Origin of the sequence: Marinobacter sp. EN3, assembly GCF_000475315.1 — a bacterium.
Lineage (GTDB): Bacteria > Pseudomonadota > Gammaproteobacteria > Pseudomonadales > Oleiphilaceae > Marinobacter > Marinobacter nauticus.
In genome coordinates this window covers 56,742-68,783 of sequence record NZ_AXCC01000025.1, presented here as the reverse complement: position 1 = coordinate 68,783, position 12,042 = coordinate 56,742, and the positions used below count along the sequence as shown (strand labels likewise).

Annotated in this window: 9 protein-coding genes; 2 read left to right on the top strand and 7 right to left on the bottom strand. The window is 57.7% G+C overall.

Going from position 1 to position 12,042, the window contains the following annotated elements; all coding sequences use genetic code 11:
- Positions 1-104 precede the first annotated feature (104 nt).
- Complete coding sequence (gene miaB / locus Q675_RS29545) at positions 105-1,451, bottom strand: tRNA (N6-isopentenyl adenosine(37)-C2)-methylthiotransferase MiaB (RefSeq protein WP_023011350.1); 1,347 nt, start codon at positions 1,449-1,451, stop codon at positions 105-107.
- A 317-nt stretch (positions 1,452-1,768) separates the two neighbouring features.
- Between miaB and trmH the strand changes: the two genes are divergently transcribed.
- A complete protein-coding gene (gene trmH, locus Q675_RS29540) occupies positions 1,769-2,509 on the top strand; it encodes a tRNA (guanosine(18)-2'-O)-methyltransferase TrmH (RefSeq protein ID WP_023011348.1) in 741 nt (246 codons plus the stop codon).
- 156 nt (positions 2,510-2,665) lie between these two features.
- Here trmH and Q675_RS29535 read toward each other — a convergent pair whose 3' ends face one another.
- The 4 genes from Q675_RS29535 to Q675_RS29520 form a co-directional block, all read right to left on the bottom strand.
- On the bottom strand, positions 2,666-3,682 hold the full coding sequence (locus tag Q675_RS29535) for a nucleoid-associated protein (protein WP_011786181.1): 1,017 nt from the start codon (positions 3,680-3,682) through the stop codon (positions 2,666-2,668).
- A 124-nt stretch (positions 3,683-3,806) separates the two neighbouring features.
- Positions 3,807-5,465 (bottom strand): sulfate adenylyltransferase subunit CysN, encoded by a 1,659-nt coding sequence (gene cysN, locus Q675_RS29530; protein WP_011786180.1) that lies wholly within the window; start codon positions 5,463-5,465, stop codon positions 3,807-3,809.
- A gap of 1 nt (position 5,466) precedes the next feature.
- Positions 5,467-6,381: a sulfate adenylyltransferase subunit CysD gene (gene cysD, locus Q675_RS29525; RefSeq protein ID WP_014422122.1), complete on the bottom strand. Its 915-nt coding sequence runs from the start codon at positions 6,379-6,381 to the stop codon at positions 5,467-5,469.
- A gap of 168 nt (positions 6,382-6,549) precedes the next feature.
- Positions 6,550-6,972 (bottom strand): PilZ domain-containing protein, encoded by a 423-nt coding sequence (locus Q675_RS29520; RefSeq protein ID WP_014422121.1) that lies wholly within the window; start codon positions 6,970-6,972, stop codon positions 6,550-6,552.
- Between the two features lie 309 nt (positions 6,973-7,281).
- Here Q675_RS29520 and rimO point away from each other — a divergent pair, with 309 nt between their 5' ends.
- Positions 7,282-8,622, top strand: a complete 1,341-nt coding sequence (rimO, locus tag Q675_RS29515; protein ID WP_031211395.1) for a 30S ribosomal protein S12 methylthiotransferase RimO — start codon at positions 7,282-7,284, stop codon at positions 8,620-8,622.
- Between the two features lie 59 nt (positions 8,623-8,681).
- Here rimO and oadA read toward each other — a convergent pair whose 3' ends face one another.
- Both oadA and Q675_RS29505 read right to left on the bottom strand, forming a co-directional pair.
- On the bottom strand, positions 8,682-10,487 hold the full coding sequence (oadA, locus tag Q675_RS29510; protein WP_023011346.1) for a sodium-extruding oxaloacetate decarboxylase subunit alpha: 1,806 nt from the start codon (positions 10,485-10,487) through the stop codon (positions 8,682-8,684).
- A gap of 18 nt (positions 10,488-10,505) precedes the next feature.
- Positions 10,506-11,921: an acetyl-CoA carboxylase biotin carboxylase subunit gene (locus Q675_RS29505; protein ID WP_014422118.1), complete on the bottom strand. Its 1,416-nt coding sequence runs from the start codon at positions 11,919-11,921 to the stop codon at positions 10,506-10,508.
- Between the last annotated feature and the right edge of the window lie 121 nt (positions 11,922-12,042).

Here is a 12,042-nt window from a genome sequence, read left to right as displayed (position 1 = left end):
GGATGGCCGGAGAGAAGCGCACAGGGATGTGCTCGAAGCGGTTTTTGGGAGGCCCTTCCAGCCCGCCTCCCAACTCCAAGCAAAGAGCACATACGTTCCAGCGTTTAAAGCAACTCAGAGTTAACAGGCACACCGCGAAGAGAATTGGGATAGGCCTCCACAATCTCCACATCGATAAAGTGCCCAACCACCTCAGGATTCTCGTGGCGGAAATTCACAATACGGTTGTTCTCCGTACGCCCCGCATACTCACCAGGATCCTTCTTGGACAAACCAGTCACCAGAATACGCTGAGTAGAACCCACCATTTTCCGGCTGATATCCATTACATTCTGATTCAGGCGATCCTGAAGAATGCTCAACCGCTGCTTCTTCACCTCCATCGGCGTATCGTCCGGCAAGTCAGACGCCGGTGTACCCGGGCGGGCGCTGTAGATGAAGCTGAAGGACATGTCGAAGCCGATGTCGTTGATCAGCTTCATGGTGTCCTCGAAATCCTTGTCGGTTTCACCCGGGAAGCCGATGATGAAATCCGAAGAAAAGCTGATGTCCGGGCGGATCTTGCGCAGGCGGCGCAGCTTGGATTTGTACTCCAGCGCCGTGTGGCCCCGCTTCATCGCTGCGAGGATGCGGTCAGAGCCGCTCTGTACCGGCAGGTGCAGGTGGCTGACCAGTTCGGGAACCCGCTCGTAGACTTCGATCAGCGCATCGCTGAATTCCACCGGGTGAGAGGTGGTGTAGCGGATGCGATCAATGCCGTCGATGGTGGCGATGACTTCGATCAGTTCCGCCAGGTCCATCTGGTCGCCGTCGTGGGTTTCGCCACGGTAAGCGTTCACGTTCTGGCCCAGCAGATTCACTTCCCGCACTCCCTGGGTAGCCAGATGAGCCACTTCGGCGATGACATCGTCTACAGGGCGGCTGACTTCCTCGCCGCGGGTGTAGGGCACCACGCAGAAGGTGCAGTATTTGCTGCAGCCTTCCATGATGGAGACAAACGCAGAGGGGCCGTCGGCGCCGGGCTCAGGCAAATTGTCGAATTTTTCGATCTCCGGGAAACTGACATCGACCACGCCAACGCCATTACCCTTGGTGCGTACCTCGGTGATCATGTCGGGCAGGCGATGCAGGGTTTGCGGGCCGAATACCATATCCACGTAGGGCGCCCGGTCGATGATGGCCTGGCCTTCCTGGCTGGCGACGCAGCCGCCGACGCCGATGATCAGGTCGGGTTTTTTGGTTTTGAGACTTTTCCAGCGGCCAAGCTGGTGAAACACTTTCTCCTGGGCTTTTTCGCGGATGGAGCAGGTGTTCAGCAGCAGGATGTCGGCGTCATCGGCGTTGTCGGTGACTTCGACCGCTTCGCCGGTTTTGAGCAGGTCTGCCATGCGGGCAGAGTCGTACTCGTTCATTTGGCAGCCGTGGGTTTTGATGTACAGCTTCTTGGCCATGGGTCTCACGTAGTTTGGTGTGTTGGCGCCGGGGTGGAGTGGGGCGCTGGCAAAAATGGACTGCGTATTATAACGGGGTGCTTAATCTTCAACCACCGTTGTCTCGGTATTCCTCATCTGAGGCTGTGATATTATTCGCAGCCTGTTAGCTGTGGTGCATGAAGGGCTTCGGGGGAAGCTTTCCAAAAAGCGCTCCTTCGGCACATCCCTGTGGCGCTTGTGTTCCGCCATCCATGGCTCCACAAATTTTTGGAAAGCTTCCCCCGAAGCCCTTCCCGGACCGCTGTGCCATCATCAACAAGGCTTGGATTTTACCCATGACCCCTGAACGCCTCGCCCGAATCAAGCAAGTCCTCAACACCCGCCAACCCGACCTGCGGGTGCTGACCGATCAGGTGCACAAGCCCAGAAACCTGTCGGCGATCATTCGCTCCTGTGATGCCTTTGGGCTGGCCAATATGCACGTGGTTTGGCCCAAGGAGGGTTTTCGGGCGTTTCGTAAGACAGCCGGCGGCAGCTTTCACTGGGTGACGACGCATACTCATCCCACTATGGATAACGCGGTGACGGAGTTGAAGGCCCAGGGGCACAAGCTGTATGCGGCGCAGTTGTCAGACCGGGCGGTGGATTTTCGGGAGGTGGATTACACCGTGCCGTGCACGATTATCATGGGTAACGAGGTGGATGGGGTGAATCCGGTCACTGCTGAACAGGCGGATGAGCATATTGTGATTCCGATGATGGGAATGGTGGAATCGCTGAATGTGTCTTCAGCCTGCTCGATTATCCTTTCCGAAGCCCAGCGTCAGCGGAAGTTGGCGGGCATGTTTGATCAGCGGCGGATGCCGGATGATGAGTACAACCGCTTGCTGTTCTGCTGGTGCCAGCCGACGGTTAAGCGCTACTGCGACGACCGCAATCTGCCGTATCCGCCAATCGACCACGAAACCGGCGAACTGATCGACGGAGTAGGCTGGATGCAGGAAGTCAGAAAAATAAGAGCCAATCGCCCCAGATGGGACGAGCAACCAGAAAACACAGAAGCAAAAGAGTCCTAACGGACTCCAGCACATTCGTTATGCCGGTGCGGGGTGGGTGAATCTTTTTTCTGCCGGAAAAAGATGTCTGAGCGAAGCGAGTTGTTTTTCCAAAGAAAAAAGATTCGCCCACCCCGCAACCCGCCCCTCAACCAGCAGGCTACAGAAACGAGCCCCTCAGTCCTCGCGAGCTTCAAGATACCGCTGCAACTGCTCCCGCAAAGCCTTGGGCAGTCGAGTGATGGTCAAGGCATCTTTGTCACGGTCGTAGTACACCGCCTGGTTGACCAGGTCCGACGAAAAAGACACGCTCATACCTCCGCCGGAGCCAGCGATGCGCACGAGTTTCTTGACCTTGCGGTGGTCCGGGTGCAGTACGCCGGTTTCCGGTAGTTCGGCGTTCTGGCTGGCGAATTCCTTGAAGCGCTGGGGCTGGCTTTCGTCCAGGTAATTCGACAGAGCTTCGATTTCCACGGGCTCGCCCAGGGCGTGCTGGTCTTTGCAGAATTCGTAGGCCTTGGCGCGCACTTCGCCGGCTTTTTCCGGTTCGCTGGTTTTGGCGAATGCTTCCACTGCGTCCAGGAAGGTCATGGTTTCCTTTTCCACGTCCACGCTGTTGGTGAAGGCGCACAGGCGGATGAACAGCTCGCCGGGGTCGCCGGTGCCGCGGCCGTGGATCAGGGTCATGTAGTTTTCGCTGCCGTTGGCGTTGCGCCAGTCGTCCAGTTCAATTCGCACGGCCAGGTTCAGGCGCGACAGGCTGAGTACGTCGGTGGCGTCCAGTTTCTGGCTGCCGTCGAAGCGCATGGCGCTGTCGGTTTCCAGGATAAACAGGTACACCACTTCGGCATCGGCCAGGGCGTCGTGTACGATCATCAGGTGGCCGTCGAATTCTTCCTGGCTGCCGGTCAGCAGTTCCTGCCACTGGCCGAAAAGACGGTCAGTCATGGCCGCGAAGGTCTGTTTGTCTTCCAGGTAGTCTTTGAGCCAGGCGCTGAAGGGGCATTCGCCGATGTCGTCTGAGAAGCGGCCGTATTTCTTGCCGGGTTTGCTGTTGAACAGGCGCTTCATCTGCTTGTGCAGGGCTTCGTAGTCGCCGCCCGGTTCCTGCAGGGCCTCGCCCGCTACGAGGCGGGCAGGTTGGCCCGGCTGGTATTGGCTTGCGAAGGCGGTGCGCAGGTGTTTGATGGCCATGGGTCAGCTCCTGTCAGATTCAGTCGGCTTGGCGGAGCGTGATTGTGCCACGGTTGGCAGAGAAAGAAACCCCGGTCCCGACGTCTTCGTTCGGGCCGGGGTTCTCAATGGGCGGGTATGGAAATCAGATTCGCTTGCTGCGAATCAGTTCCTGGACCAGTGTCGAGACGGCGCCGGGAATGTCAGCTTCGTTCTCTGCGTTGGCACTGGCGTTGGCAATGTCCGAACCCAGGTTCACGGCAATGGCTACCAGCCCGTGAGCGGTCAGCAACTGCGCTACCCGACGGCGTTCGTCTGCGTCACCCGCATTTTCTTCGGATACCACGACGGCGGTTTTGCCCTGATCGAACAGAGCTCGCTCAACGGCCAGCGCCAGTTCCGGGCCATGTTTGCCGTTACAGGCGATGATGGCCGGCTTCTGGGCCAGGCGTCGTTCGCGTTCCTCGGCGGTGACCGGGTCCAGGGATTCCAGGCCATCGGCCAGGCCAGCGATCATGCCCGCCCCGATGGTTACGTTGGTCAGGCGGTCAATGACGATGAAGCTGCCGGTGGCGTGGTTACGCTGATAGGCGTCAAACGCGACCGGTTGGTTCAGGGTCAGTTCGCACAGGCCGATTTCATTCAGGGCCAGTTGGCTGGGATTGGCTTGCTGATCCAGAGTGTTTACATCGGTCTGATGGTGGATTTTCTTCACGGTACCGGAAGTAAAGGTGGGGCCCAGCTTGATGTCATACAGCCGGCCGGTTTCCAGCGGTGCGTCGGTCATCCAGACAATGTTGGCATTGAAGCGGTTGTGGACTTCCGGTTCGTCCTCCACCTTCACCAGCATGTCGCCACGGCTGATGTCGATCTCGTCTTCCAGGGTCAGGGTGACCGCCTGGTCGATGTAGGCTTCGTCCAGGTTGCCGTCGAAGGTCACGACTTCCTTTACTTTGCTGGTACGGCGTGAGGGCAGGGCCATCACTGCATCGCCAGGGCGAACCACCCCAGAGGCGATGGTGCCGCAGAAGCCGCGGAAGTTCAGGTTCGGACGGGTCACGTACTGCACCGGGAAGCGGAAATGCTCCAGGTTCTTGTCACGGGACACTTCCACCGTTTCCAGAATTTCCATCAGCGGCTGGCCGGTAAACCAGGGGGTGTTCTCGCTCTTGTTGACGACGTTGTCTCCATCCAGCGCCGAGATGGGAACAAATCGGATGTCCTTGAGGCCCAGTCGTGAGGCGAAGGCCAGGTAGTCGTCGCGGATTTCATTGAAGCGCTCTTCGCTGAAGTCCACCAGATCCATTTTGTTCACGGCGACCACGATGTGCCGGATGCCCAGAAGCGAAGCAATGTAGGAATGCCGGCGGGTCTGAGTGAGTACGCCGTGGCGGGCATCAATCATCAGGATGGCCAGTTGCGCAGTGGATGCGCCGGTGGCCATGTTGCGGGTGTACTGCTCATGGCCCGGGGTGTCCGCGATGATGAACTTGCGTTTGTCGGTGCTGAAATAACGGTAAGCGACATCAATAGTAATGCCCTGTTCCCGCTCGGCCTGAAGGCCGTCCACCAGCAGTGCCAGGTCCAGTTTTTCGCCGGTGGTGCCCATTTTTGCGCTGTCAGTTTTCAGGCTGGCCATGTGATCTTCATAGATCATCTTGGTGTCATGCAACAGCCGGCCAATCAGCGTGCTCTTGCCGTCATCCACACTGCCGCAGGTGAGCAGGCGCAGGAGTTCCTTGTTCTCGTGTTGCTTCAGGTAAGCCTGAATATCTTCTGCAATCAGATCAGACTGGTGTGACATGTTAGAAATACCCTTCCCGCTTTTTCTGTTCCATGGAGCCCGCTGAGTCGTGGTCGATCACCCGGCCTTGCCGCTCTGAGCTGGTGGCCAGCAGCATTTCCTGAATGATGTCGGGCAGGGTGTTGGCCTCGGATTCAATGGCGCCGGTCAGCGGATAGCAGCCCAGGGTGCGGAAGCGTACCGATTTCATCATCGGCTTTTCACCTTCTTTCAGGGGCATGCGGTCGTCGTCCACCATGATCAGGGTGCCATCGCGCTCTACCACGGGCCGCACCGCTGCGTAATAGAGGGGAACGATGTCAATGTTTTCAAGGTAGATGTATTGCCAGATGTCCAGCTCAGTCCAGTTGGACAGCGGGAAGACCCGGATGCTTTCGCCCTTGTTGACTTTGCCGTTGTAAATATTCCAGAGCTCCGGGCGCTGGTTCTTCGGGTCCCAGCGGTGGTGTTCGTCACGGAAGGAATATACCCGCTCCTTGGCGCGTGATTTTTCTTCGTCCCGGCGGGCGCCCCCGAAGGCGGCGTCGAACTTGTACTTGTTCAGGGCCTGCTTCAGGGATTGGGTTTTCATGATGTCCGTGTGCTTGGCGCTGCCATGAGTAAAGGGGCCGACGCCTTGCTTCACGCCTTCTTCATTGATGTGCACGATCAGGTCTAGCCCGAACTTCTCCGCTACATTATCCCGGAACGAGATCATGTCCCGGAACTTCCAGGTGGTATCCACGTGAAGCAACGGGAACGGTGGCTTGCCCGGGTAGAAGGCTTTCAGGGCAAGATGCAGCATCACGGCAGAATCTTTACCGATGGAGTAGAGCATGACCGGGTTGTCGAACTCGGCGGCCACTTCCCGAATGATGTGGATGCTTTCGGCTTCCAGCTGTTTGAGATGGGTGAGGTTATATGTGGTCATGTTCATCCGTTGCCATGGAGGGCGAAGTAATGGCTGTTATTTAGATGAACAACTATATCAGAGCAGCTTAGGGTATAAGAAGGAGTGCTGTAAGAATTTCAGGTTCTAATAATATAGCCTTCGCCGGTGTCTGGAGGCGGGTGTAAACGCCAGCGACGTCGCCACTGGCTTCCTTCAGTGAGCTTCGCTGGAGGGATTACGTGCGTCCGAAAGCAATTTGGCAACGTAACGATCGACATAGTCAAAGCCGTTACCTTCGAATTCACAGAACTGGATACCAATCTGGAACTCGTCTCGGGCAATGCGACGCATGTGTACGATGTTCCCATCGGCAAGCACCGTGACCGGCTGGTTTGCAATGACGGGCACCGAAAAACGGGTTTTGACTTCGATCCAGTGGCCGGGGGCCGGTGTTTTCAGGCCCGGAACCAGCTGTTTGACGGTGTCCTGATCACAGGAGAGCATCACGCCTGAGCGGGACAGGTTGGATACCTGGCAGGTAAGGCAGCAGCCATCCGGCTTTTCGATGGTAATGTCGGTTGAAACGTCCACCCGCTGCTGGTTTCGCAGATTGGGTTTGGCGGCAAGAGGTTTCATGTTCACTCTTCTGGCATGTGTGGTTTGAAAAGAAGTTGCCTTTCCCATAAACGCCTTCCAGAAAAACGCATAAACGATTGAAAGTTTAGCTGTTTAAAAAGTGAACAGCAAGAATCCTGTCGGTAATTGTGGCACTTTTACTACAAAATTCTGAACACGGTGTCACAGTTTTAGTCGGTAAGTTGATCTGCGTCAGCGGATTTGTGGTGGCGGAGTAGGTGGTGCTACTGCTGCAGTTCTTCCGGTCGTGAGGTAAAATTGCCCGCTACACTCATCGGGAGCATGGCTCCGGACATCCTGCAGGCTTTTATGACCGAGAAAACGCAAAACGCGCCCCAGAGCGGAAAAGTAGGCTTTATCAGCCTTGGTTGCCCGAAGGCGCTGGTAGATTCTGAACGTATCCTGACCCAGTTGCGCCTGGACGGCTACGATGTGGTGCCCACCTACGACGACGCCGATATTGTGGTGGTGAACACCTGTGGTTTTATAGATGCCGCCAAGCAGGAATCCCTGGACGCCATTGGTGAGGCAATCAGTGAGAATGGCAAGGTCATCGTCACCGGTTGCATGGGGGTTGAGGCCGACCGGATCCGTGAAACCCATCCGGGCGTGCTCGCAGTGTCCGGTCCTCATGCCTACGAAGAAGTGGTCGGCGCCGTCCACCAGTATGTGCCGCCCAGGAAAGAGCATGACCCGTTTGTGGACCTGGTGCCGCCCCAGGGCGTCAAGCTGACGCCCCGCCACTATGCCTACCTGAAAATCTCGGAAGGCTGTAACCACCGTTGCACCTTCTGCATCATTCCCTCAATGCGGGGTGACCTTGTCAGTCGCCCGATTGGCGACGTGATGGACGAGGCCAAACGGTTGGTGGATGCGGGGGTGAAAGAGATTCTGGTGATTTCCCAGGACACCTCCGCCTACGGCGTCGACATCAAATACCGCACCGGTTTCTGGCAGGGGCGCCCGGTAAAGACCAAAATGCAGGCGTTGTGTGAAGCGCTGGGTGAGATGGGCGTGTGGGTTCGGTTGCACTATGTCTATCCCTATCCCCATGTGGACGACATCATTCCGCTGATGGCCGAAGGCAAGATCCTGCCGTACCTGGACATCCCGTTCCAGCACGCCAGTCCTGGAGTACTCAAAGCCATGAAGCGCCCGGCCCATGACAGCAAGACCCTGGAGCGCATCAGGAAGTGGCGGGAAATCTGCCCGGAACTGACTATTCGTTCCACCTTCATCGTGGGTTTCCCGGGGGAAACCGAGGAAGATTTCCAGTACCTGCTGGACTGGCTGGACGAGGCTCAGCTGGATCGAGTGGGTGCCTTCACTTACAGCGCGGTGGAAGGGGCGCCGGCGAACGAGCTCGAAGGTGCGGTCCCCGAGGAGGTGAAGGAAGATCGCCTGGCTCGCTTTATGGCCAAACAGGCAGAAATCTCGGCTGCCCGCCTTAAGGCAAAGATTGGCAAGACCATTGATGTGCTGATTGATGAAGTGGACGAGGAAGGTGCGATTGGCAGATCAAAAGCCGACGCGCCTGAGATTGACGGGATGGTCTACCTGAACGACGAAACCGACCTGGTTCCCGGTCAGATCGTTCAGGCCGTGGTTGAGCATGCCGACGAGCATGATCTCTGGGCGGTTCTGGTTTGACCTGATCAATGCGTCGGCGAAGCGGGGCAGCCAATCGGTTGCCCCGCTTGCGTTTGGGGTCAGGCGATTTCGATCAGCACTTCGCCTGGCGTGACCCGATCGCCTTTGGCGACATACACACCTTTTACCGTGCCATCAACACTTGTATGTACCTCGGTTTCCATTTTCATGGCCTCGGTAATCAGCACCGCCTGGCCAGCTTTTACGGTGTCACCTTCCTTAACCAGCACGTCCACCACATTGCCCGGCATGGTCGTGGTGACGTGGCCGGGATCGGTGGCCTGTTTCCGACCGCTGCCGGCGCCGGCTTCGTATTCGTTCAGGGATTCAAACACCACTTCCTGGGGCATGCCGTCCAGAGACAGGTAGAGCTTGCGCTTGCCCGGTCCTGAGCCGCCAACACCGGTAACGGCCACTTCGTAGCTTTCGCCGTGTACGTCAATGCGGAACTCGGTGGCGATGGCGGTGCCCAGGCGGTCCCGGCCCTTGTGCTCGGCCGGTAGCAACTCTTCGGGCTTCAGTGTGCCATCCTGCCGTTGTTGCAGATATTCCCGGCCAAGATCCGGAAACATGGCGTAAGTCAGCACGTCTTCCTCGCTGGTGGCCAGGCTGCCAATGTCTTCTCGCAGCTTGTTCAGTTCCGGGCTAAGCAGGTCGGCGGGGCGACCGTCATTGACGGTTTCGTTGCCGATAGCCTTTTTCTGGATTTCGGCGTTCACCTCGGCAGGTGGCTGGCCGTAACCTCCCTGAAGGTAGCGTTTCACTTCGTTGGTGATGGTCTTGTAGCGTTGACCAGCCAGCACGTTATAGACCGCCTGGGTCCCCACAATCTGGGAGGTGGGGGTGACCAGTGGCGGGTAGCCCAGATCCTTGCGCACACGGGGAATCTCGTCGAAGACCTCGCGTATGCGGTCCAGGGCGTTCTGCTCTTTGAGCTGGTTGGCCAGGTTGGACATCATGCCGCCCGGCACCTGATTGATCTGTACCGAAATGTCCTCGCGGGTAAATTCGCTTTCAAACTGGTGGTACTTCTTGCGCACTTCCCGGAAGTAGTCGGCAATCTCGCTTAACAGCTCCAGATCCAGCCCGGTGTCATAGTCCGTGCCCTTCAGGGCGGCCACCTGGGATTCTGTTGCAGGATGGCTGGTGCCGTTGGCAAAGGCGGAAATGGCGGTGTCGATACGGTCTGCGCCGGCTTCCACCGCTTTCAGTTGGCACATGGCGGCCAGGCCGGCGGTGGCGTGGCTATGGATGACCAGAGGCAGATCCACGGACGATTTAATGGCTTTGGTCAACTCGTAGGTGGCGTAAGGAGTTAGCAGCCCGGCCATGTCCTTGATGGCAATGGAGTCGGCGCCCATGGCCTTGAGTTCCTGGGCCTGCTTCACGAAAAGCTCGGGTGTATGCACCGGGCTGGTGGTATAGCAAATGGTACCCTGAGCGTGCTTGCCCGCCTTCTTCACCGCTTTCATGGCGGTTTCCAGATTGCGCAGATCGTTCAGGGCATCAAAGATGCGGAACACATCAATGCCGTTGTCGGCGGCTTTTTGCACGAACGCTTCCACCACATCGTCAGCGTAGTGACGGTAACCCAGCAGGTTCTGCCCCCGCAGCAGCATTTGCAGGCGGGTGTTGGGCAGCGCCTTGCGCAACTGGCGCAGGCGTTCCCAGGGGTCCTCTTTCAGAAAGCGCACGCAGGCGTCGAAAGTGGCGCCGCCCCAGACCTCCAGGGACCAGTAACCCACCTGGTCCAACTTGTCACAGATCGGCAGCATGTCTTCGGTGCGCATGCGGGTCGCAATCAGGGACTGGTGGGCATCACGAAGGATAAGATCGGTAACTTCAATTTTTTTGGCGTTGCTCATATTCAATCCTCCTGTGGATTACCAGCCGGCGTGGGCCGCGATCGTGGCTGCGATGGCCAGCGCAATTTCGCTGGGGTGGCGTTTGGTGGAATAGTTCAACAGCTCCGGATGGCTGGGCACGAAACTGGTGTCAAACACGCCAGCCTGGAAATCCGGATGATCCAGTATTTGCTGGTAATAGTTGGCGGTTGTGGTGATGCCATGCAGGCGCATGTCATCCAGAGCCCGCTTGCCGCGCGCGATAACTTCATCCCAGGTCAGTGCCCAGACCACCAGTTTCAGGCACATGGAGTCGTAGTAGGGCGGAATCTCGTAGCCCGTGTAGATGGCGGTGTCCACTCGAACACCTGGGCCACCGGGGGCGTAGTAGTGGGTAATGCGCCCGAAACTGGGCAAGAAGTCGTTTTTGGGATCTTCGGCGTTGATGCGGAACTGCAGCGCATAGCCCCGGTACGAAATATCCTCCTGCCGGTAGCTGAGGGATTCCCCCGCGGCGACCCGCAACTGTTCCCGGACAATATCCACCCCGGTAATGGCTTCGGTGATGGTGTGCTCCACCTGCACCCGGGTGTTCATCTCCATGAAGTACACCTCGTTGCCCGAGAGTAGAAACTCCACCGTGCCGGCATTCTCGTAGCCCACTGCTTTTGCGGCCTTGACGGCGAGGCTGCCGATGTACTGGCGCTGTTCCGGTGTCAGTTGCGGGCTGGGGGCGATCTCAATCAGTTTCTGGTTACGACGCTGAATGGAACAATCGCGCTCATACAAGTGAATGGCGTTGCCCCGGCTATCCGCTAGAATCTGCACCTCGATATGGCGCGGATTGACGATGCATTTTTCCATGAACACCTCGGCCGAGCCGAAAGCCTTGGTGGCCTCCGAAATCACCCGTGGGTACTGGGTTCTAAGCTCCTCCGGTGTATCGCAACGGCGAATCCCCCGGCCGCCACCGCCGGAGGTGGCCTTCAGCATCACCGGATAGCCAATCTCATTAGCCAGCTTCAGGGCCTCATCCAGATCGGCCAGATTGCCCTCGGAGCCGGGAGTAATGGGCACGCCGGCCGCCCGCATGCTGTCGCGGGCCTGGGTCTTGTCACCCATCTTGTGAATAACGTCGGATTTCGGGCCAATAAAGGTCAGACCCTTTTCTTCGCACAGCTGAGCGAAGCGGGCGTTCTCCGACAGGAAGCCATAACCAGGATGGATGGCATCGCAGCCCACCTCTAGGGCGAGATTGACGATGCGGGCGGGATCCAGGTAGCCGGCAATCGGATCCTCGCCCAGGGAGTAGGCTTCATCAGCGCGCTTGACGTGCAAGCCGTAGCGATCGGGCTCGGTGTAGATCGCCACAGACCGGATCCCGGCCTCGGCGCAGGCCCGCACGATACGCACCGCAATTTCGCCTCGGTTGGCGATCAGTACTTTCTTCAACATGGGCGATTCCTCGTTTCGTCGTCCCGAATGAAGGTGTTAAAAGCCTAACGATGGCAACTGATGAGTTAAAATTGATATTATTTGGGTTATATATAAGTAATGACTTATGAATAGGTGAGGC

Excerpts from the sequence above, each read along its gene's own strand:
- oadA (WP_023011346.1), bottom strand. The coding sequence starts at position 10,487 with ATGAGCAACGCCAAAAAAATTGAAGTTACCGATCTTATCCTTCGTGAT.
- Q675_RS29535 (WP_011786181.1), bottom strand. The coding sequence starts at position 3,682 with ATGGCCATCAAACACCTGCGCACCGCCTTCGCAAGCCAATACCAGCCG.
- trmH (WP_023011348.1), top strand. The coding sequence starts at position 1,769 with ATGACCCCTGAACGCCTCGCCCGAATCAAGCAAGTCCTCAACACCCGC.
- cysN (WP_011786180.1), bottom strand. The coding sequence starts at position 5,465 with ATGTCACACCAGTCTGATCTGATTGCAGAAGATATTCAGGCTTACCTG.
- miaB (WP_023011350.1), bottom strand. The coding sequence starts at position 1,451 with ATGGCCAAGAAGCTGTACATCAAAACCCACGGCTGCCAAATGAACGAG.
- Q675_RS29520 (WP_014422121.1), bottom strand. The coding sequence starts at position 6,972 with ATGAAACCTCTTGCCGCCAAACCCAATCTGCGAAACCAGCAGCGGGTG.
- rimO (WP_031211395.1), top strand. The coding sequence starts at position 7,282 with ATGACCGAGAAAACGCAAAACGCGCCCCAGAGCGGAAAAGTAGGCTTT.
- cysD (WP_014422122.1), bottom strand. The coding sequence starts at position 6,381 with ATGAACATGACCACATATAACCTCACCCATCTCAAACAGCTGGAAGCC.
- Q675_RS29505 (WP_014422118.1), bottom strand. The coding sequence starts at position 11,921 with ATGTTGAAGAAAGTACTGATCGCCAACCGAGGCGAAATTGCGGTGCGT.